The 19,994-nt window shown below is 60.6% G+C and carries 17 protein-coding genes and 1 pseudogene; 7 read left to right on the top strand and 11 right to left on the bottom strand.

The genetic code is table 11. The features are described 5' to 3' along the window. Nucleotides 1-107: 107 nt before the first annotated feature. From AC5ZG5_RS43520 to AC5ZG5_RS43495, 6 genes and pseudogenes are all read right to left on the bottom strand, one after another. Nucleotides 108-316, bottom strand: a pseudogene (locus AC5ZG5_RS43520) (tetrahydrofolate dehydrogenase/cyclohydrolase catalytic domain-containing protein); the annotation flags it as partial. A gap of 3 nt (nt 317-319) precedes the next feature. Continuing rightward, nucleotides 320-1,180: a formyltetrahydrofolate deformylase gene (gene purU / locus AC5ZG5_RS43515; RefSeq protein ID WP_456646769.1), complete on the bottom strand. Its 861-nt coding sequence runs from the start codon at nt 1,178-1,180 to the stop codon at nt 320-322. A 28-nt stretch (nt 1,181-1,208) separates the two neighbouring features. Beyond that, a complete protein-coding gene (locus tag AC5ZG5_RS43510) occupies nt 1,209-1,820 on the bottom strand; it encodes a sarcosine oxidase subunit gamma (RefSeq protein WP_456646770.1) in 612 nt (203 codons plus the stop codon). Then, on the bottom strand, nt 1,813-4,806 hold the full coding sequence (locus AC5ZG5_RS43505) for a sarcosine oxidase subunit alpha family protein (RefSeq protein ID WP_456646771.1): 2,994 nt from the start codon (nt 4,804-4,806) through the stop codon (nt 1,813-1,815). Before AC5ZG5_RS43505 ends, AC5ZG5_RS43510 begins: the two co-directional genes overlap by 8 nt. Then, nucleotides 4,803-5,066, bottom strand: coding sequence for a sarcosine oxidase subunit delta (locus AC5ZG5_RS43500; RefSeq protein ID WP_456646772.1), 264 nt, complete (start codon nt 5,064-5,066; stop codon nt 4,803-4,805). The genes AC5ZG5_RS43505 and AC5ZG5_RS43500 overlap by 4 nt, the downstream gene beginning before the upstream one ends. A gap of 8 nt (nt 5,067-5,074) precedes the next feature. After that, nucleotides 5,075-6,325 (bottom strand): sarcosine oxidase subunit beta family protein, encoded by a 1,251-nt coding sequence (locus tag AC5ZG5_RS43495; RefSeq protein ID WP_456646773.1) that lies wholly within the window; start codon nt 6,323-6,325, stop codon nt 5,075-5,077. A gap of 64 nt (nt 6,326-6,389) precedes the next feature. Between AC5ZG5_RS43495 and AC5ZG5_RS43490 the strand changes: the two genes are divergently transcribed. Further along, nucleotides 6,390-7,409: a GlxA family transcriptional regulator gene (locus tag AC5ZG5_RS43490; RefSeq protein WP_456646774.1), complete on the top strand. Its 1,020-nt coding sequence runs from the start codon at nt 6,390-6,392 to the stop codon at nt 7,407-7,409. 38 nt (nt 7,410-7,447) lie between these two features. Here AC5ZG5_RS43490 and AC5ZG5_RS43485 read toward each other — a convergent pair whose 3' ends face one another. Beyond that, the gene (locus AC5ZG5_RS43485) at nt 7,448-8,317 is read right to left on the bottom strand and encodes an integrase core domain-containing protein (RefSeq protein WP_456646775.1); all 870 of its coding nucleotides are present in this window, start codon (nt 8,315-8,317) and stop codon (nt 7,448-7,450) included. A gap of 488 nt (nt 8,318-8,805) precedes the next feature. Between AC5ZG5_RS43485 and exbB the strand changes: the two genes are divergently transcribed. Further along, nucleotides 8,806-9,234: a TonB-system energizer ExbB gene (gene exbB / locus AC5ZG5_RS43480; protein ID WP_456646776.1), complete on the top strand. Its 429-nt coding sequence runs from the start codon at nt 8,806-8,808 to the stop codon at nt 9,232-9,234. Further along, nucleotides 9,227-10,342, top strand: coding sequence for a TonB family protein (locus AC5ZG5_RS43475; RefSeq protein WP_456646777.1), 1,116 nt, complete (start codon nt 9,227-9,229; stop codon nt 10,340-10,342). The genes exbB and AC5ZG5_RS43475 overlap by 8 nt, the downstream gene beginning before the upstream one ends. A 224-nt stretch (nt 10,343-10,566) precedes the next feature. Here AC5ZG5_RS43475 and AC5ZG5_RS43470 read toward each other — a convergent pair whose 3' ends face one another. Next, entirely contained in the window at nt 10,567-11,703 is a 1,137-nt protein-coding gene (locus AC5ZG5_RS43470; protein ID WP_456646778.1) for a hypothetical protein, read from the bottom strand. A gap of 125 nt (nt 11,704-11,828) precedes the next feature. Here AC5ZG5_RS43470 and AC5ZG5_RS43465 point away from each other — a divergent pair, with 125 nt between their 5' ends. From AC5ZG5_RS43465 to AC5ZG5_RS43455, 3 genes are all read left to right on the top strand, one after another. Then, the gene (locus tag AC5ZG5_RS43465) at nt 11,829-12,308 is read left to right on the top strand and encodes a hypothetical protein (RefSeq protein ID WP_456646779.1); all 480 of its coding nucleotides are present in this window, start codon (nt 11,829-11,831) and stop codon (nt 12,306-12,308) included. A gap of 380 nt (nt 12,309-12,688) precedes the next feature. Beyond that, complete coding sequence (locus AC5ZG5_RS43460; RefSeq protein WP_456646780.1) at nt 12,689-15,904, top strand: efflux RND transporter permease subunit; 3,216 nt, start codon at nt 12,689-12,691, stop codon at nt 15,902-15,904. A 117-nt stretch (nt 15,905-16,021) separates the two neighbouring features. After that, on the top strand, nt 16,022-17,173 hold the full coding sequence (locus AC5ZG5_RS43455) for an efflux RND transporter periplasmic adaptor subunit (protein WP_456646781.1): 1,152 nt from the start codon (nt 16,022-16,024) through the stop codon (nt 17,171-17,173). Between the two features lie 81 nt (nt 17,174-17,254). On the opposite strand, the gene AC5ZG5_RS43450 is transcribed toward AC5ZG5_RS43455, so the two are convergent. From AC5ZG5_RS43450 to AC5ZG5_RS43440, 3 genes are all read right to left on the bottom strand, one after another. Then, nucleotides 17,255-17,512, bottom strand: coding sequence for a hypothetical protein (locus AC5ZG5_RS43450; RefSeq protein WP_456646782.1), 258 nt, complete (start codon nt 17,510-17,512; stop codon nt 17,255-17,257). A gap of 246 nt (nt 17,513-17,758) precedes the next feature. Further along, nucleotides 17,759-18,451, bottom strand: a complete 693-nt coding sequence (locus tag AC5ZG5_RS43445; RefSeq protein WP_456646783.1) for a glutathione S-transferase family protein — start codon at nt 18,449-18,451, stop codon at nt 17,759-17,761. Nucleotides 18,452-18,487: 36 nt separating this feature from the next. Beyond that, nucleotides 18,488-18,736, bottom strand: a complete 249-nt coding sequence (locus tag AC5ZG5_RS43440; protein WP_456646784.1) for a DUF1127 domain-containing protein — start codon at nt 18,734-18,736, stop codon at nt 18,488-18,490. 133 nt (nt 18,737-18,869) lie between these two features. On the opposite strand from AC5ZG5_RS43440, the gene AC5ZG5_RS43435 reads away from it, so the two are divergent. After that, nucleotides 18,870-19,802 (top strand): transcriptional regulator GcvA, encoded by a 933-nt coding sequence (locus tag AC5ZG5_RS43435; RefSeq protein ID WP_456646785.1) that lies wholly within the window; start codon nt 18,870-18,872, stop codon nt 19,800-19,802. Nucleotides 19,803-19,994 lie beyond the last annotated feature (192 nt).

Raw genomic sequence — 19,994 nt, 5'->3', positions numbered from 1 at the left:
ACCCTCGATCCTCTCAGACAGGAGGCGGCCGTTACTACCTCTCCTCAAATGCCGCGCCAGCGGCTTCGTTCAATCCCAAATCGATTCAAGCTAACTTCATTCCGCTTTAGGCGATGCTCAAACGAGCGCATTCCGGTGGCGATGGTTTGGCGCGTCTTGGAGGCAACGTACACTTCGCTTGCGGGATCGTTGCCGACGAGCACGACAGCAAGTCCCGGTGCTCGGCCGCGCCGCCCCTGCAACTCCGCGACCCCGCCGCAATCTTGAGACGCTCCTGCTCGGCGATCGCCTTGCCGTCGATATTGATCGCAGTCATGGGTTAGTCCTTGAAAACGACGGTCTTGGAGCCGTTCAGGATGATGCGGCCGTCGATATGCCAGAATACGGCCCGCGACAGCACTCGCCGTTCGATATCGCGACCTTTGCGAACGAGGTCGTCGGGTTGGTCATGATGCGAAACGCGTTCGACATCCTGCTCGATGATCGGACCTTCATCGAGATCTGGCGTCACATAATGGGCGGTAGCGCCGATCAGTTTGACGCCGCGGCCGTGCGCCTGGTGATACGGCTTGGCGCCCTTGAAGCCGGGAAGAAAGGAATGGTGGATGTTGATGCAGCGACCGGCGAGTTTCGCCGAAAGTTCGTCGGACAGGATCTGCATGTACCGGGCAAGAACGACGAGGTCGACTTTCCGATCCTCGACGATCTTCCAGATTTCCGCTTCCTGTTTGGATTTGGTCTGCGACGTAACGGGCAGGTACTCGAACGGAATAGTGCCGAGATCGTGATGCGTGAACGTCTCGATCGGATGGTTGGAGACGATGCCCGCAATATCGACCGAAAGTTCGCCAATCCGCCATTTGTAGAGTAGGTCCGCCAGGCAATGATCGAAACGGGACACCAGGACGAGCAGCTTGGGGCGCGCGGTGCGCGGACGAACCGTCCACTTCATTTTCAGCTCGTTGGCGACGATCGCGAAGGCTTCGCTGAAGCCTTCAGCATTGTCGGTCCCGACGAAGTTAAAGCGAATGCGGGCGAAGAAGGCGTTGGTCTCGACATCGTCGTACTGATGCGATTCCTGGATATTGGCGCCGACCTCGAACAGCGTCTTGGCGACGGCGGCGACGATGCCAGGCTTGTTGGGACAAGAGAAGGTCAAAATGTAGCTGTCGGTGGACATTGGCGTCCCTTGGAACAAGGCTATGAGATTATTGAGCTGCTTTGGTTTGCCATTCGCAGCCGAACTCGGCGGCGCTGCTTGAGAACCAGCGCGAGAAGCTCTTGGCAAGGCTGCGGAACAAGGCGATTTCGAAGCAGGGGCTGCCGTCGCCGTTGTCTTCGCAACGCCAGATGGTGGCGCCGATATGGGCGACGATCGTGGTCGCGGCGGCTCCGATCTCGAACGCGCGAGGATGAAGGTCGATCTGAAAACCCTTGGCAAGGGTGTTCCTGACCGCATGGCCACCGACGCGGAAAACCACATAGCCGCCGCTTTGGTCCGACACCGACGCGAGCAGCCCGACGATCTGTTTGAGTGACATGCCAAACAGCGGGCCTGCGCCGCCGCTCATGGCGAGCCAGTAATTCGGGCCTATGGCCACGAAGGCGATCTCGCCCGCACGCACAATGGAAGGCGTCGTGGGCAGCTCAAGAAGGAAATGCTGCCTGATACGGTCGCGCAGCAGCGCGTGCTGTCCTTTGCGAGTCTGCATCGTTGCCAAGCCAAGTCCGCGCAACTCGCGGACGGTGACGCCGGCACCGGGTTGCGATTGGCCAATGTCCAATAAAGCAGGACGTGATGATAGAGCAAGATCAGCCATGCAGACGCGTCCCTTCGGGATCGAAAAAGATAGGAGAGACGATTTCGACTTCGGTGTCGCGACCGCGGACCGGATCGTAAGCGCGCACGACCTCGCCGATCCGTGCCAAGCCATTCTTGATCAGGCCGAGGCCGATCCAATGCCCGAGTATCGGCGAGAAGGCGACGGAAGTGACGTAACCTTCGTCATTCTCTGTGTTCGGCTTCACGCCGAGGGCCAGAAAATGCGCGCCGCCGTGCAGTCGCGCGCTCTTGGCGACGGGTTTGATGCCGATCAGTGCCGGCCGCTCAGGGTCGGTGAGGCCCGGCCGCATTGCGAGCGTGCGGCCGATGAAGTCTTTCTTGCGCGACATCATCCGACCGAGGCCGAGATCGGTCGCCGTCGTCGTGCCGTTCAGTTCGTTGCCGGCGACATGACCCTTCTCGATGCGCATCACGCCCAGGGCTTCCGTGCCATAGGGCACGATGCCGAGTGCGTTCCCGGCATCCATGACCGCCCGGATGGTGGCATCACCGAATTGCGCCGGCACCGCAAGCTCGTAGGCCAGTTCGCCGGAGAAGGAGACACGGAACAGGCGGGCCGGAACGTTGCGCCAACGGAATTCGATGCACCCGAGATAGGGAAGGGCGGCGTCGGAGACGTCTGCGGCATCACCGAGCAGCCGAGCCAGGAGCAGTCGGGAATGCGGTCCCGCAATCGAGTATTGCGACCATTGCTCAGTGACGGACACGAGCTGAACGTCCAACTCAGGCCAGAGGATCTGGCGTGCATGCTCAAGATGTTGCATGACCTTGGCCGCATTCGCGGTCGTCGTCGACACGACATAGTGGTCGTCCGCTAAGCGCGCCGCGGTGCCGTCGTCCATAACGATGCCGTCCTCGCGTAGCATTAGGCCGTAGCGGACCTTGCCGATTGGAAGCGTCGAAAACATGTTGATGTAGACGCGGTCCAGGAATGCAGCCGCATCGTTGCCCTGGATATCGATCTTGCCAAGAGTGGAGACGTCGCAGACGCCGACTTTGCTGCGAACCTCTCGGACCTCGCGCGACACTGTCGTCAGCCAGTCGGCTTCGCCAGCTCGAGCGAACCATTGCGCGCGGAGCCACTGCCCGGCCTCCACAAACGTGGCGCCGCGCTCTTCGGCCCAGCCATGGCTTGCGGTCAAGCGCGTTGGCTTGAACTCCGAACCACGATGGTGACCGGCGAGTGCACCGATCGCGACTGGCGTATAGGGTGGCCGGAACACGGTTGTGCCGACTTCTGACATCGAGCGCCCGGTCAGTTGCGCCATCAAGGCATGGCCGTTGACGTTCGACGTCTTGCCCTGATCGGTGGCCATGCCGAGGGTGGTATATCGCTTCAGCAATTCAACCGACCGAAAACCTTCGCGGGCGGCGAGTGCGACGTCGTCGCTTGTAACGTCGTTCTGGAAATCGACGAATGCCTTCGATCGGCTGTCGGCGACGTACCAGAAAGGCTTGGAGCCGATCGTCTCATCATCTGCCTGAGGCAGAGGATGATTTTGCACGGCAAATCCCGCCGCCTCGGCCGCTGCGGCGCCAGCTGAATCGCCCTCGCGAAGGGCATCAGCTAGCGCAAATGATCCCTGCGCGGCGCCGGCGACCGTCATGCCGGGAGGAGGCGTATTTGGAACGAATCCCCCCAGCGTGTCCGACCAGTTCGGTTGACCTCCGAGGTGGGTCGTCAGGGCGAGATTGGGATTCCATCCGCCGGACATGGCGAGCACGTCGACCGCAATGTCGCTCGTCCGTCCATCCGCCGTGTGAATGGAGATGGCCTTGAGACCTTGGCTTCCGCTCGTCTGGATAACCTGTGCGCCCGCAAAGACCCGAATTCCCAACCGGCTCGCCTTCTCGATGAGACGGGAGTCGATCTCCGTTCGCATGTCGACAATGGCTTCGACGGGAGTGTTGCCCCCGAATAGGTCGAAAGCAGTCCTCCACGCGTCGTCGCAGCCTGTGAAGATCGCGGCGCGGCGGCCGGCCGGTACGGCAAACCGGTTCAGATAGGTGCGAACCGCCGAAGCCATCGTCACGCCGGGCCGGTCGTTGCCGCCGAACACGATGGGTCGCTCGATCGCGCCCGTAGCAAGGACCGCTCGTTTGGCGACGATCTTCCAAAGCCGCTGCCGGGGCTGACGCGGCGCCGGGACCGGAAGATGGTCGGAGACACGCTCGACCGCGCCGTAGGTTCCGCCGTCATAGACGCCGAACACCGTCGTGCGGCGCAGCACGCGAACATTCGTCAGGGCGTCGAGGGAAAGGCTCGCATGGTGTGCCCACGTGGAGCCACTTTCGCCTCCGATTTCCCTAATGTCCCCATTGAGGCGGCCGCCAAGGACGTAGTCCTCGTCGCATAGGATAACGCGCGCGCCCGATCGGCCCGCGCTCAATGCCGCGGCAAGCCCGGCCGCACCGCCGCCGACAACGAGTACGTCACAGAACGCGTACAGCTTTTCGTAGACGTCCGGATCGGCTTCCGTGCTGGCGCGTCCGAGACCGGCGGCGCGCCGGATCGCCGGTTCGTAGACCTTCTCCCAGAAGGAGGCGGGCCACATGAAGGTCTTGTAGTAGAAGCCTGCGGCGAAAAATGGCGAGAGCAAAGAATTGACCGCGCCCACGTCGAATGTCAGCGAAGGCCAGCGGTTTTGACTTTGCGCGTCGAGACCGTCGAACAGCTCGACGACAGTCGCTCGTGTATTCGGTTCGCGCCACGCACCGCTCCGCAACTCGACCAGCGCGTTTGGTTCCTCGCTGCCCGCAGTCAGGATGCCGCGCGGCCGATGATACTTGAACGAGCGGCCGACGAGCTTGACGCCGTTGCCAAGCAGAGCGGAGGCGAGCGTATCTCCTGCATAGCCGTGATAGCGCTTGCCGTCGAAAGTGAAGCTGAGCGGCTTGCTGCGATCGATCAGGCCACCCTTCTCAAGCCGGTTGGGCTTCACTTGCGATGCTGTCCCACTCATGAAGGCTCTCCGGCTGCAAAGGTTGCGCCGAAGATTTCATGAGTACGGGTGTCGCGGGTAACGCTAAGCCAGCTTCGGCATCCGCCGGCGTGATACCAGAGTTCCTTATGACGACCCGCCGGATTGTCGCGCAGATAGACTGCTTGATAGAAAGGCTGCAGGGTATCCGACGTTGATGCCTCGGGTCGGCGCGTGGCATCGCCATGGTAGGCGAACTCGCCCACATCACGCGGGCCGCAGAAGGGACATTCGATTCGCATGTCGGTTCTCAATGCAGGTTCGGTTGGGCGCCCTGGCCCTTTTCGTCAATGAGATGGCCGGTCTCGAAGCGATCGAGACGGTAGGCGGCCGCGACCGGGTGCGGCTCATCGCGCGCAAGCAGATGCGCGAAGCACCACCCTGAAGCCGGCGTTGCCTTGAAACCGCCGTAGCACCAGCCGGCGTTGAGATAGAGGCCGTCGACTGGTGTCTTGTCCATGATCGGCGAGCCGTCCATCGACATGTCGACCAGCCCGCCCCAAGAGCGCAGCATGCGCACCCGCCCGATTGCAGGCATCAGGGCCATGCCGCCTTCGCAAACGTCCTCAACGGTCGGCAGGTTGCCGCGCTGGGCGTAGGAGTTATAGCCGTCGATGTCGCCGCCGAAGACCAGACCGCCCTTGTCGGACTGACTGATATAGAAATGACCGGCACCGAAGGTGACGACGCCCGGAATGAAAGGTTTGATCGCCTCCGAGACGAAGGCCTGCAGCACATGGCTTTCGATCGGAAGTCTCAAGTCAGCAAGTGCCGCGACGCGCGAGCTACTGCCGGCGACGGCCAGCCCAACCTTGGTGGCGCCGATCCTGCCCCTGGTCGTCTCGACCCCGACGACACGGCCGGCCTCACGCAGGAAGCCGGTGACCTCGCAGTTCTGGATGATATCGACCCCGCGATCGCTAGCACCGCGGGCGTAGCCCCACACGACTGCATCATGTCGGGCGGTGCCGCCCCGTCGCTGCAGCAAGCCACCCTTGATCGGAAAGCGGGCATTGTCGAAATCGAGCATTGGAAGCATGCGACGCACCGCGGCCGCATCGAGCAGCTCGGCATCGGCGCCGGCGAGGATCATGGCGTTGCCGCGCCGCGCGAAAGCATCGCGCTGGGCGTCCGAGTGATAGAGGTTGAGCACCCCGCGCTGGCTGACCATCGCATTGTAGTTGAGGTCCTGCTCAAGCCCTTCCCAGAGCTTCATCGACCATTCGTAGAAGGGCTCGTTACCGGGCAGGAGATAGTTCGAGCGGACTATCGTGGTGTTCCGTCCGGCATTGCCGGAGCCGATGTAGCCTTTCTCGAGCACTGCGACGTTTTGGATGCCGTGCTCTTTGGCGAGGTAATAGGCGGTGGCAAGGCCGTGTCCCCCACCACCGACGATGATGATGTCGTAGCGCGGGCGGGGAGCCGCATCACGCCACGTAGGCTGCCAATCGCGATGTCCGCGGAGAGCTTGCCGAGCGAGGTTCAGGAAGGAGTAGTGCATGGGAGCCGAGCCGTCTCGAGCCGAACTTGTGAGAGGCATCATGCGCTGCTATGGCTGACGTCAGATGGCAAAAAACGACCAAAAGATTTCTGTTGGCGACATCACGCGGCCACGCCGGATCGGTTTCCTGCTGATTCCCGGCTTTGCACTGATGTCTTATGCATCGGCAGTAGAACCGCTGCGCGCCGCCAATGTGCTGACCGGCAAGAACCTCTATCGTTGGCGGCACATCGCCATCCGCGGCAGCGATATTGCCGCCTCAAACGGCGTCCGTATTCAGGCCGACGCCAGCATCAATAATGCCGGCCGCCTCGATGCGATCGTGGTTTGCGCAGGCGGTAATCCGCAAGCCTTCGATCACACGCCGACGCTTACCTTTCTGCGGAAGGCCGCCCGCCACGGGGTGCAATTGGGCGGCGTGTCAGCGGGCCCTTATCTTCTTGCGCAGGCCGGGCTGCTTGAGGGATATCGATGCACCGTGCATTGGGAGCATATCCCAGCCTTTACCGAGACGTTTCCGTTCTTGCACCTCAGCCGCTCATTGTTCGAGATCGACCGTGATCGCTTCACTTGTGCCGGTGGTATCGCTGCGTTGGACATGATGCACGCCATCATCCGCATCGATCACGGCGCGGCGCTAGCCTCGGCTGTCAGCGACTGGTTTCTTCAGACGGAAGTGCGCCGTGGCGAAGTCGCTCAGCGGCTATCGCCCACGGAACGATTCGGAGTCCATCATCCCAAACTGATTCAAACGCTATTGCGGATGGAAGGGGAGATCGAAACGCCCCTGTCGCCGCGCGAACTGGCCAAGTTCGCAGGTGTGTCCTTGCGACAGCTTGAACGTCTGTTCGCGCGCCATCTCGGCACTACGATCCACCGACAGTACCAACGGACACGGCTTGAACACGCCAGAGTCCTATTGCGGCAGACAACGAAGTCGATCAGGGAGATTGCGCTTGCAACCGGCTTTGCGCTACCGACCCAGTTCTCAAAAAGCTACAGGCGGCATTTTGGGCTGCCGCCGGCTCATGAGAGGAGAGTTACTTCGGTCCGTTCACAGCTACAGGACGATCAAGCTTCTTAGGAAAGATCTCTTTGAAGTCCCCTGTCTGTACCGAAAACCTAAGCTCGGGCGTAGTGGTGGTGAAGTCCGCCAAGAATGACGTGTGATTTAATGCTTCCGATCCGCTGAACCGGGCGGGCAACCGGCGCGTCTTTGTCCAACGACCGGTGCGGTCGGATGTCGTTGTAATAGCGTGCGTAGGATCGCAAAATCCCTCGTAGATGCGTCTCACCAAAGACGATGATGTGATCTAAGCACTCGCGGCGGATCGATCCGATCAACCGTTCGGCAACTCCATTCTGCCACGGCGAGGCCGGTGCAGTAGGCCTGTCGCGGATGCCCATGGCGCGCATTCGGCGCGTGACGACGCTGCCATAGATCCGGTCGTGATCCCGGATGAGGTAGCGCGGAGCCTCGTCCCAGGGAAATGCCTCCGTGATTTGACGTGCAACCCATTCGGCCGTCGGATGTGCTGTGACGTTGATCCAAACGAGGGCTCTGCGGTCGAGCCGGACGATGACGAGAGCATAGAGCAGCTCGAAACCGATCGTTGGAACGACGAACAAGTCCATGGCGGCAATGTCCGGCGCGTGGCTGCGCAAGAACGTCCGCCATCCCTGACTGGGCGGCCCGCGTCGCCTGACCATGTACTTAGCGACGCTCGACTGCGCGACCTCAAACCCGAGCTTCAGCAGTTCGCCGTGGATGCGCGGCGCGCCCCAAAGCGGATTTTCGATGCTGATCCGCCGGATCAACACGCGCAGCTCGGTGTCGATCTGCGGTCGGCCTCCCGAAGATCGTGACTTCCAACGCCAGTAGCAGCGAAAACCAGTCCTGTGCCAACGCACGAGGCTCTCGGGGCGGACGATGGTGAGGACAAACGACATTGGGAAACCAACGATACAGCTGGACAAAGAACCAGCGATCATGGTTCGTGAGCCGGACGCGACCCTGCAGCCTCCGCCGCAAGACCGTCAACTGATGTCGAAGCGCCGCGTTCTCAGCTTCCAGCTGCAACCTCGACCTGAACGGCGAGGTCACGACGGCCCGCACGAAACAGAGAAGCCCGATCATCCCGCCACCTTAGCCGAATCCGTCACATCATCAACTCGGACAAGGTTTTCGGTACACGCAGGGCGCCGTCTGGCTGGAGAACGCGGCCTTCACCACTCTGCAGCACGCCTATACTCAACTGAACGACGTCGGCCTCGGCTATTACGCGACTTACGAATATCTGCCGACGCAGTTCCTGCTTCTGAAAGCGCAGGTCGCGCGCAGTTATGGCTCGAACAGCGCCGCTGCGAGCTACGACCGGGGAACCAAGGCGCTGTTTCAGATCGGCCTGACGTTCTGAGCACTCGAGCGAGTTCACGCTTGCGGATACTGTTTTCTTGAACTGTCTTGAGGGACATTCACCATGGAGATGGAATGGCTGTCGGCTACGATCGACTACGGCGTGATCGGACTTCTGGTCGTGTTGAACATCCTCGTCGTCGCCATCGGCCTGGAACGCCTGTTCTTCTACCGTTCGATCGACATCAAGGCATTCACGAAGATCAAGGCGCTTGAGCTGGAATTGAGCCGGCGGCTGGTCGTGATTGCGTCCGTCGCTTCGAATGCGCCCTATATCGGATTGCTCGGCACCGTGCTCGGCATCATGCTGACTTTCTATAATCTTGGTCTCGACGCCTCGGCGGACGTAGGCAAGATCATGGTGGGCCTCGCGCTTGCCCTGAAGGCGACGGCGGCGGGGCTCGTGGTCGCGCTGATCTCGGTCGTCGTCTACAACGCGCTGCTGCGCAAGAGCAAGGTGCTGCTGCTCCAATGGGAGATCGCGCATGGATGAACAACCCTTCGAGACAATCAATGTCGTCCCGCTCGTGGACATCATGCTGGTGCTGCTCACGATGGTGCTGACCACGGCGAATTTCATTGCGACCGGACGTATTCCGGTCGCCTTGCCGCAGGCTTCGCATTCGCAGGCGCAGAAGCATCAAGACAAGACCATCGATCTCACCGCCGATGGCCGGCTTTACCTGGGATGGGCAATCCCTGTCGAAGGAAGAACTTGGAAGCCAAGTGAAATCCTTGCCGCCCGAAACGTCCTTTCTGATACGCGCCGATCGCGCGATCCAGTTCCAGCAGTTCATCGACGTGACAGATGTCCTCAAGCAACTGAATTTTACCAAAGTCGTGGTACAAACGAAAAACGCCAGATAGAGCTTGGCGAACGCTGGAGCAAGCAGCCGATGTCCGATCCAACGGTGAAAAGGCGGTTGCGCGTCACATTGCCCTGGTGTCTCGTCGCGTCGATCGCCTTGCACCTGCTTTTGGGCCTGCCGCTCATCTTGCATGCCTTTGCCGAACCGCCTGACGAGCCTCCGGTGCTGGTTGTCGAGCTGCAGGGCGCTGCCGCCGACATCCAGACCGAACAAAAGGTCATGCAGGATACAAAGGCCGCTCCGGAGCAGCAGGCGCAGTCCGGGAGATCCGGGGCCACCGACCCTCAGCCGCCGGACGATCGTCCACCGGACGCCGCGGAAAGCCCTTCGCAGCAGTACGCGACTCCGCCCGCACCACGGCCGGAAGAGCCGACGCCAAGCAATGAGGGATCAACCAATGTTTCCGGCGGCGAGCAGAAACAGGACGCGCACACGATCAAGGCGGAGCAGACCGAGGCCGATCGGCTCAGGGAGTACGCCAAACTGTTGTCAAAGAAGGTGCGAGCCCATCTGGTCAATCCTGGCGGCGGGCACGCCAGTTCCGCTACCGTCACGTTCTTCATCCTGTCCAACGGGCGGATTCGTTCCGACAGTCTGAAGATTGTAACAAGCAGCGGGCAATCCAAGGTCGACGCGAGCGCGCTGCAAACCATTCGCGCAAGCGCGCCGTTCGATCCGCCGCCAAAGGAGATGAGTATCACGATCGTCGTCGATTTTGATCGAAGAAGTTGAGCCTCGACTGAGGTCGCAAGTGCGGGATGCACAGTCGCTGTATCACCGCGCCTCCACATACGTTGTGGCCAGTCCGGTACAATCTTCGATCAGCTTGTGATATTGCTGCTGGTTTGGCAGGGTCATGGTCTTTGCCCATTTCGGATGGGGCATTCCTGTCTCTTCTGCGTCTCGCGCAAGGAAACCAGGCCGCTCGTAGAATGCGCTCGGCGCGCTTTTTCATGCTAGGCGACGCGACGTCTTCGCGCTTGGAGAAAGCGAGCGAACTCCTTCTGAAACCGTCTCACTTCTCCGGCGCCCGCAGCAGCATGGCGTGGGCGTGCATGTCGCCGGCGAGGCTGAGTGCCACGACCCATGGTGTGCTCACCTTGCCCTGCATCAGGCACAGATTCACGGGGATGTTTGCGACTGTCATGTTGGCGTTTTCGGCGAGCGTAAAGAACGTCGCGCCGGGCTCCAGCGTCTTTTGCCAGACATCCAGCAATGTCTGCGAGGCCTGGTGGCCGGTCAGGGTAACGTCCTTGGAAGAGATGCCCTGGCGTTGCAGGAGGCGGGTTCACGGCGTGCGGCGCCGTCTGGCCACCGAAGGTGCCAAAATGCTTCAGACCCGATTCGGTGACGTGGTAGTAGGGACCGGTCCAGTTCTGGGCCTGCGGACTCGGGTCCGAAGCACCGGGTTCAAACCGCACTTGGCGACGGTCGCCGATAAGAAACATATCGCCGAAATTCTGCTCCTGGGCGATCACCTCGGTATCCACCAGACGCCAGCGCGGTTGCTGCCCCGGCGCCGCCACGCCCACCACCGCAGCGGCCGCGCCGTCGGCCGCGCTCACCGACTGCGGCGTGTGGTAATCCATAATGGTTGTCCAGCCGCCGCCGATCGCGACCAGGATGTTGCGCGCACGCCCGGCGCGGATCATGGCGTCGGCCAGTGCCACTCCGACATTGAAATTGCTGAAATCATTCGCCAACGGAATCGTCAGCGTCCTTTCCGAGAGCTTCAGATCTCTCGTCAGCGCGAACAGATCCGGCGGTACGAAATAGGTATTCGGAGAGAGGCAGCCCATGACGATGTCGATCTGGCTGATGTCCAAGCTGGCATCGGCAATCGCTGCGCGTGCAGCCGGCACGAGGATATCGAGCACGGTCTGGCCCTCGGCCAGCACATGGCGCTTGTCATAACCCGTGAATAGCCCCTGTCCGTCAGGATGGTGCTCGCGCAACCAATCGAAGATCTTGTCATCGTTGGTGCGGATGTCAGTTGGCAGATTTTGGGCCATGCCGATAATGCCGATGCGGTTTTCAGTCAAGGCGACAGCCGCCAGACTTCCGGGGGAAGGACCGCCCTTGGGAAAACTCATCCCGTGCTGACGTCGTACGGAAATATTTCCGTTGCGACAGCCCCTGGATCGCTGTGGGAGCCCGACAATAGGTGTAACTTCATCTCGCCGTCGCGTTTGGGGCAGGTCAAGACAGGAGCGGCGACATGAAAAACAGCATGGCGCTTACAATGTTGTTTGTACTGAGCATTACTTCGTCAGCATCGGCGCTCAGCGCAATCGGCAGTCGGAACGACTGGTCGGTGCTTTCGACCGATAGGCTGCAGAGACTTCCTCAGCAAGTCGGCTCGGCCGTCCGTGCGGCACAGAGAGCTTGTGGTGAGTACGAGCCACGCGTTCGGACAGGATTTCTGCGATATCTCAAAGGGCGTAATGGGGAGGAGTTCATTTCGCTCCACTTCGATCAGTTTCATTGTGCGCGGTCGTCGGCTCTCTGCAATTCGGCGGGCTGCATTCATCGCGTCTTCGTGTCCAAACAACGGCAACAGGCCCGCGAAGTCTGGCGCGGTCAGGTACATGATATCGATATGGACGATGTGGCCGGACGAGCGAGTATCACCATCCATTGCGGCGATACTTGCAGCTCAAGACTTCATTGGAACGGGAACGCCTTTTCACGTCAGTGACGCAACTGCGGGACGCGGTCTGGAAGCCGCGTAAGTAATACGATCGAGAGGGTTCTGTATCAGCGGCTTTCAGGTGGCGAGTAACGCTATCGTGCGCTTCTCGCAGAGAATCACAAATCGGTGCAGACCAGTCCGCGCCCTTCTTCGACCGCGTTCACTGAATTACTTTACGGATGTCGGGGTCCGCAGACCCCCGGCATCCCAAGACGGCCCGCCGTCCAAGTTCTGCTCATTCGCTCGACGTCATGGCTGGACGTCGGGGCTGAGGACTTGGACCGTGCTATGTGCCATTTTTCCCCGAAGCGTACGGCTGCTTTTTGTTGGCACCGTCGAGGCGCGCCCGACCGCACGGGCGATGTCGCGCGGGCTGTGGCGGCACAATGAAACTAGTGTCGTTCGCATTACGACGGCCGATCTCGCTTCTGACGATGGTTATCGCCGTCGCATGGGTGGGCTTTCTGGCGCTCGATCGCATGCCCCGCGACATCTTCCCAGATCTCGGGGTGCCCGTTCTGTACGTGGTCCAACCGTACGGCGGCATGGACCCAGCCCAGATGGAAGGATTCATCGTCAACTATTATGAGTACCACTTTCTCTACATTACGGGCATCGAACATGTCGAAAGCAAATCGATCCAGGGCGCAGGGCTGATCAAACTTCAATTCCATCCCGGCACCGACATGGCGCAGGCCACGGCGGAGACGGTAGCCTACGTCGACCGCGCTCGCGCGTTCATGCCTGCGGGGACGGTGCCGCCATTCGTGATGCGGTTCGACAGTGGCAGCGTTCCGGTCGGCGATCTCGTCTTCACCAGCAAGACGAAAACCGTCGCCGAACTACAGGACGCGGCGCTCTTCAAGGTACGCCCATTGTTTGCGACCTTGCCAGGCGTTTCGGCACCGCCGCCGTTCGGATCGAGCCAGCGGACCATCCTGGTTCATTTGGATCCCGACAAGCTGCGATCCTATAACATGTCGCCGGACGAGGTGGTGCAGGCATTGGCCGCCGGCAACACGATCAGTCCATCTGGCAATGTCCGCATCGGCGATCTCATGCCGATGGTGCCCCTTAACTCTGTTGTCGGAGATTTCAAGGGGCTGAGTAACATTCCCATCCGCTCGCACGGAACACAGACCGTGTTCATACGTGATGTCGGAACGGTCGAAGACGGTGCCGACATTCAGACCGGCTACGCACTCGTCAATGGGCGCCGCACCGTCTATATCCCTGTCACCAAACGAGCAGACGCTTCGACCCTCGCGGTCGTCCAGGCCGTCAAAGCCAACTTGCCACGATTCCAATCCGTACTGCCAAGCGACGTTCAGGTAAGTTACCAGTTCGATCAATCCCCATACGTGACTCGCGCGATCCAGGGCCTATTCGTTGAAGGAGCGCTCGGTGCCGTCCTAACGGGTCTCATGGTGCTGCTTTTCCTTCGGGACTGGCGCAGTTCGCTCGTTGTCGTCCTGAATATTCCGCTGGCGATCCTGGCGTCGGTAATCGCGCTTTGGGTATCGCGTCAGACGATCAACATCATGACGCTGGGTGGGTTGGCATTGGCTGTCGGCATCCTGGTCGACGAAGCGACCGTCACCATCGAGAACATTCACACGCGTCTCGGTGATGGCCATAGCCTCGCCCGCGCCGCAAGCTTAGCCACGGCCGAAACCACGCTGCCCCGCTTCGTGGCCATGCTCTGCATTCTGGCGGTGTTCATTCCAGCCTTCTTCATGACCGGCGCAGCGCACAATCTTTTTGTGCCGCTCGCCTTGGCGGTGGGCTTCGCGATGGTGGGGTCGTATCTGCTTTCGAGCACGTTTGTGCCGGTACTGTCGGTCTGGATGCTGCGCAATCCGGACACGCAACACAAATCACAAGAGAGCGTTTTTGATCGATTCCGCGCCAGATACGATCGGCTTACGCGCACGATCATGAAGCACCGACGCATTACCGTGTTTTCTTACCTGGTTGCGACCGGGGCCATCATTCTCGTGGTCGGCAGCTCGCTCGGCACAGAGATATTTCCGACCGTGGATACCGGCCAGATGCAATTGCATCTTAGGGCTCCGGCGGGAACTCGGATCGAGCGTACCGAGCAGATTGCGCTGCGAACACTCGATATCATCAAGCGCGAGGTGGGGCCTGACAATGTGGACATTAGTCTTGGCTTTGTCGGAACGCAGCCGCCCAACTACCCGATCAATACCGTCTATCTCTGGAGTTCCGGGTCCGAAGAAGCTGTGCTGCAGGTGCAGCTAAAGCGTGGCGCCGGAATCCGCATCGAGGATTTGAAGGAGCGGCTGCGCAAGAAGTTGCCGCAGGAACTCGCGGGTGTACGCTTCTCGTTCGAGCCAAGCGACATCGTCAGCCGGGTGATGAGCTTCGGCGCGCCAACGCCGATCGAAGTCGCCGTGAGCGGGCCGAGCTTCGCCAACAGCCGCCAATATGCCGATAAGCTGCGAGCGAGGCTGGGACAGGTGCCGACGCTGCGAGATCTGGAATTCGAGCAGGAGCTTGATTACCCGACCGTTGCGGTCGCCGTCGACCGCGAGCGAGCGGGCGTTCTGGGAGTGACGACGGACGACGTGGCGAAATCGATCGTCGCGGGTACCTCATCCAGCCGCTACACCTCGACCAATTATTGGGCCGATCCAAAGAGCGGCATTGGATATCAGGTGCAAGTCGAGATCCCTGAGCGCCGGATGAATTCGCTGGAACAGGTGAAGAACCTGCCAATCGCTCGCCGATCGGGCCAACAGATCGACCTTCGCAATCTTGCTCACGTTACGGATAGCACAGCGCTCGGCGAATATGATCGCTACAACATGCAACGGATGCTGACGCTTAGCGCGAACATCTACGGTGAGGATCTAGGACGCGTAGCAAGCCATGTGCAGCAGGCGATCAGCGACGTGGGAAAGCCGCCAAATGGGGTGAGTGTGACGTTGCGCGGGGCGATCCAGCCGATGGCGGAGATGTTCGGCGGCCTCCGTCTGGGACTTTTGACAGCGGTGGGCGTCATTCTTCTGCTGCTGGCCGCCAACTTCCAGTCGTTCCGGCTTTCCCTGGCAGTGGGATTGACGATTCCCGGCGTAGTGGCGGGAGTTGTAGTCATGCTTTGGTTGACCCAGACCACGCTCAACATTCAATCGTTCATCGGCGCGATCATGGCGATCGGTGTCGCCGTGGCAAATGCCATCCTGCTTGTAACTTTCGCAGAGCGCAGCCGCGCCGAAGGCCGCGAGCCGTGGGAGGCAGCCATCGAAGGCGCACGAAGCCGCCTGCGTCCGATCTTGATGACGAGTTTTGCGATGCTGGCGGGAATGTTGCCGATGGCACTCGGACTAGGAGAAGCCGGAGAGCAAAGCGCACCCCTTGGGCGGGCGGTGATCGGCGGTCTGCTCGGCGCAACCTGCGTTACCCTCATCATACTGCCCGCGATCATAGCCATACTCCAGTCGCGACATACGCCGATTTCCGCGTCGCTGGATCCTGACGACCCGCATTGCCGCCATTTTGAGCCGGAGTCGCAGCTCGGGGCGGTGCGGTATGCTGGCGACCGAACAGCGAAGTCCCGCGAGCTGGCGGCGGAATAGACGAATGGCCAGAATGGATCCTAAAGGTGACGTACTATGAATTTCACAAGCCGAACCGTCATCAAGGTCTTGTTAGTCGGCCTCGCAGCAGGAACCATCGCTGTTGAACGGCAACATTTGGCGGCATCGCCATCACCAGTGAAGCAAACAAAGATCGATGACCCTCCGCGGGTCGAGGTTGTGCGGCCACGCCGAGTCACGGTGGCTCAACGTCTTCAAACCAATGCGACCCTCGAAGCTTTTGAGGAGGCGGATCTCTTCGCCAAAGTCGCCGGATACCTGTCAGAGGTTCGGGTCGATATCGGCGATCACGTGAAGGCAGGTCAAGTGCTCGCCGTCATCGACGTTCCGGAAATGAAGCAGGAGCTTGCCGTAGCCAAGGCCGAGCTGGAATCCAAACGAAGTGCGCTGGAGAGCGCGCGCCGTCAGCTGGATCACAACAAGGCCGAGCTGGCGCTTCAGGACGCCCTGGCGAAGGACCGGGAGCAGCTGGGTCAGGGACGGAACTTCATCAGCGACCGGACACTCGATCAGGTGCACGCCAACGCGGCCATCGCCAAGGCAGATCTCGGTGTCGCGGAAGCGAACAGCGATCTCGCGGCCCACCAGGTCGATGTGGCCGCCGCGACCGTGGAGAGGATCAAGACGCTGCTCGCCTATACGCAGATCGTGGCGCCTTTCGATGGCGTGGTCGCGCGGCGCCAGGTGAACCGGGGCGATTTGGTCCAGGCCGCCGCGGCCACGCGGACAACGCCGTCCGCCGGATCGCTTTTCACACTGCAGCGGATCGATACGATCAGGGTGTTCTGCGACATTCCGGAGGACGACGTGCCTCACCTTCACGTCGGCGATCCGGCCGTTGTCAAGCCGTCTGGATTCGACGGTAAGCCATTCATCGGCAAGGTAACCCGCTTCTCACTGCGCCTCGATCCCGAGACCCGCGACATGCGGACCGAAATCGACTTGCCCAATCCCGACGAACGGCTTTATCCCGGCACGTATGCGGAGGTCTCACTGGAAATGAACCGACGGCCCGATGCGCTTACCCTACCCACCGCTGCCGTAGGTTCGGATGATGGCGGCAATTTCGTCTACGCCATCGCTGCCGATCGGGTCACGCGCCTCGCCGTCAGGACCGGTCTCATCGATAACGGTCGCATTGAGATTACGGCGGGCCTGTCGGAGGCGACACCGGTCTTGGCGACCACAAAGGGCATTCCGCCGCTTGGAACGGTGGTTCGGTCGGCGATGGTTCGCGAGAATACCTAACATCGACGCCGAGGCCTGCGGCGTCGGGTCAGTAGTTTTGTCGAACCAATGCCTCATCCCCATACTCGCGCCTTCACTTCATTACTTGGCGCAAGTTCTCTCAGCCGCCAAAGCTGTTTGCGCTTCCGCCTGTGTCGGATGAGCCGTGCCGATAACCTTCATTTCACCAGGGGCAGGCTGGGCAGTGACAACTTTACATTTCATCGTCGCGGGATCTTGAGCTACGTAGAACGCGGAACTGCCTGATGGGGGCGCTTGTCCGGTAGTTTTGTCCTGCTGCGCAAATGAAGGTACCCCAAATGCGAGAACGGCGACCGTCGCTAAAAGCATTTTCGTCATAGTATCTACCTCCTAGCATTGGACAGCGAGCAAATAGAGGCAGCCGACAAAGGTTCCAGCGATGAGGGATATATTTCTACTGGAATTCCCGCAGGGTCGCTTCGTGTTTGCCCGCAGCGTGATCGATCACTTCGACCGTGTTGCGCGGATATGCGCGATGAAGACGCGCCGGGTCTTGGGGGCGAATGCGGTGTGCAGAGGCATCCTTGCCTCGCCGCGGTTTCCGACAAGTTTGGATTTGCAGGGTCAGTATCTCGGTCGGTGCGAATTCGCCCACTCGCGAGCATGCGGAATCGGTTCGCGCGGCGGCAGGATCGCGCGAAGCTTTCGCGTCGCCGGCAGGTTTTCCATGCGCTCGCGCCATCGGCAAAAAGCCGGATAGTTCGGGTACATCGCCTTGCCTTCGTCCGTCAGGCTGAAGGCGAATGTGCTCGGAAGCAGGAAGAAGTCCGCGATCGTGATTTCCGTGCCGAGCAGGTAGTCTTGGCCGTGTTCCAATTCATGCTCCACCATGCCAAGCGCAAGCTCGACCTTGGGCATCGCGTGTGCCACGACCTTTTCATCGGACGCGAGGCCGAGTTCCGGAAAGACCAGCCGTTCGTGGGTCACGTGATAGATCATGTAGGGGTAGTAGTAGGAGTTGACCGCACTGATCCACTGGTTCATGCGCGCCCGCAGGCGGACGCCGCTCGGCGTCAGCTTTGGCCCTTCGAAGGCTTCGTCGACATAGGAGGCAATCGCGCTGGTCTCGTAGACCGTGAAGTCGCCGTGCCGAAGAATCGGGACCCGGTTGAACGGGTGCAGCGCCAGATGCTCACGCTTGCCCATCACCGGTTCAAGGTCATGAAAGCCATACGCTACGTCCTTGTGCGTCAGAATCAACCGCACGATGTTGACGTAGGTGCTTCGCGGGAAACCATAGACGATTGGCTCTGCCATCTGTTCCTCCTCTATCTTGTTCGCAACGGGCGCTTGTCATCGCCAGAACGGCTTAGCGGCTTCGTCCAGCGCCTCTTCGCGCGTGAGGCCGATGTCGGCGAGCAGATGCTGGTCGTCGGCCAGATCGCGGAGTGCCTGACGCAGCCCGCGCCGCGCGGACCAAGCCCGAAGCCCGCGTCCCGGAGCGCCGAGCCTTTGCACCGAATTTTCCTGATGAAGTTGTGGGAGCAGACTGGCCGGCCGGATCAGCCGAAGCGGCGAGGCGTTACGGGCAACGGTTGACATCGACAAGCTCCGAATCTCATGAAATGCTGCGTTGGAGCTTTCCCATAAGGTCAGCGGGCCGTGATCGGCAAAGCATCGTTTCTCTGGCCGGCCCTAGTTTTTCTCATGAAGTCTTTGTGCGATGCGTCCACGCTTGCCGCCCCTGAATGCACTGAAGGCTTTCGAAGCCGCGGCGCGGCATGAAAGCTTTACCCGCGCAGCCGAGGAGCTTTGCGTCACGCAGGGCGCCGTGAGCCATCAGGTCAAGGCGCTGGAAGCTGAGCTTGCGATCAAGCTGTTCAATCGCGAGCGCCAGCGCCTGATCATCACCGAGGCGGGCAAGGACTATCTCACCATCGTACGCGATGCGCTGGACCGTATTGCGGTTGGCACCGAGTGGCTTCTGCAAAGGCAAAGCGCCGGCGTCCTCACCGTCAGCACCTCGCCAGACTTTGCCGCCAAATGGCTCGTGCACCGGCTGGGCCATTTCGCCGAAGCTCACCCCGGGATCGACCTTCGCGTTTCCGCGACGCTTCATCACGTCGACTTCGCGCGAGAGGAAGTCGACCTTGCGGTGCGCCATGGCGAGGGCAATTGGCCCGGGCTCGATACGATCAAGCTGAGCGCCGAGCAGCTCTTTGCCGTTTGCAGTCCGAAGCTTCTCTCGGGTCGGCGACGGCTCAGCAAGCCAGCCGACATTCTCAAATATCCGCTGATCCATATGGACACCCGGGCAGATTGGTCCAGGTGGCTGCAGGCGGCGGGTGTCAACGACACGCATATCATCCACGGTCCGGTGCTCAATCGGGCAAGCATGGTAATCGACGCGGCGATCAACGGCCAGGGTATCGCACTTGCCCGTACGACATTGGCGGCATGGGACCTGATCAACGGGCGGCTGGTTCGGCCGTTTCCGGAAGCATTGCGACTTTCGAAGACCTACTGGATCATTTGTCCGAAGGCGACGGCAGCCCAGCCGAAGATCGTCACGTTCCGCGACTGGCTTTTGGCAGAGGCTTCCAGGGATCTGCGGCAGCTCAAGAAGCTGGGCTGGTCCTTGAACCCGCTCAAGGAGAGCGGGGACTGATCCGTCCTCACGCAGACGATTGAAGATCAAGCAACGGTCAGTAATCCTTCCTGATCGCCGTTGCGAATAGGAAAGGCGGCGTAAGACCGTCGCTCGTTGCGGCCGTTCGCTTCCTGCACTAGGCTGTGTGGACTCTTGGGATTCTCAAATCAGACGGAACGTGATTCAAGGCTTTCTTTTAGGAGGAAGCCT

This window comes from Bradyrhizobium sp. Ses1 (assembly GCF_059512365.1).
The sequence above is the reverse complement of the archived record's forward strand: the minus strand, read 5'-3'. Positions and strand labels throughout refer to the sequence as shown.

Coding starts and splice junctions, on each gene's coding strand:
- AC5ZG5_RS43500 (WP_456646772.1), bottom strand. CDS start 5,066: ATGCGAATCGAATGTCCCTTCTGCGGCCCGCGTGATGTGGGCGAGTTC.
- AC5ZG5_RS43495 (WP_456646773.1), bottom strand. CDS start 6,325: ATGCACTACTCCTTCCTGAACCTCGCTCGGCAAGCTCTCCGCGGACAT.
- AC5ZG5_RS43440 (WP_456646784.1), bottom strand. CDS start 18,736: ATGTCAACCGTTGCCCGTAACGCCTCGCCGCTTCGGCTGATCCGGCCG.
- AC5ZG5_RS43450 (WP_456646782.1), bottom strand. CDS start 17,512: ATGACGAAAATGCTTTTAGCGACGGTCGCCGTTCTCGCATTTGGGGTA.
- AC5ZG5_RS43475 (WP_456646777.1), top strand. CDS start 9,227: ATGGATGAACAACCCTTCGAGACAATCAATGTCGTCCCGCTCGTGGAC.
- AC5ZG5_RS43470 (WP_456646778.1), bottom strand. CDS start 11,703: ATGAGTTTTCCCAAGGGCGGTCCTTCCCCCGGAAGTCTGGCGGCTGTC.
- AC5ZG5_RS43465 (WP_456646779.1), top strand. CDS start 11,829: ATGAAAAACAGCATGGCGCTTACAATGTTGTTTGTACTGAGCATTACT.
- AC5ZG5_RS43445 (WP_456646783.1), bottom strand. CDS start 18,451: ATGGCAGAGCCAATCGTCTATGGTTTCCCGCGAAGCACCTACGTCAAC.
- purU (WP_456646769.1), bottom strand. CDS start 1,180: ATGTCCACCGACAGCTACATTTTGACCTTCTCTTGTCCCAACAAGCCT.
- AC5ZG5_RS43460 (WP_456646780.1), top strand. CDS start 12,689: ATGAAACTAGTGTCGTTCGCATTACGACGGCCGATCTCGCTTCTGACG.
- AC5ZG5_RS43505 (WP_456646771.1), bottom strand. CDS start 4,806: ATGAGTGGGACAGCATCGCAAGTGAAGCCCAACCGGCTTGAGAAGGGT.
- exbB (WP_456646776.1), top strand. CDS start 8,806: ATGGAGATGGAATGGCTGTCGGCTACGATCGACTACGGCGTGATCGGA.
- AC5ZG5_RS43485 (WP_456646775.1), bottom strand. CDS start 8,317: ATGATCGCTGGTTCTTTGTCCAGCTGTATCGTTGGTTTCCCAATGTCG.
- AC5ZG5_RS43490 (WP_456646774.1), top strand. CDS start 6,390: ATGGCAAAAAACGACCAAAAGATTTCTGTTGGCGACATCACGCGGCCA.
- AC5ZG5_RS43510 (WP_456646770.1), bottom strand. CDS start 1,820: ATGGCTGATCTTGCTCTATCATCACGTCCTGCTTTATTGGACATTGGC.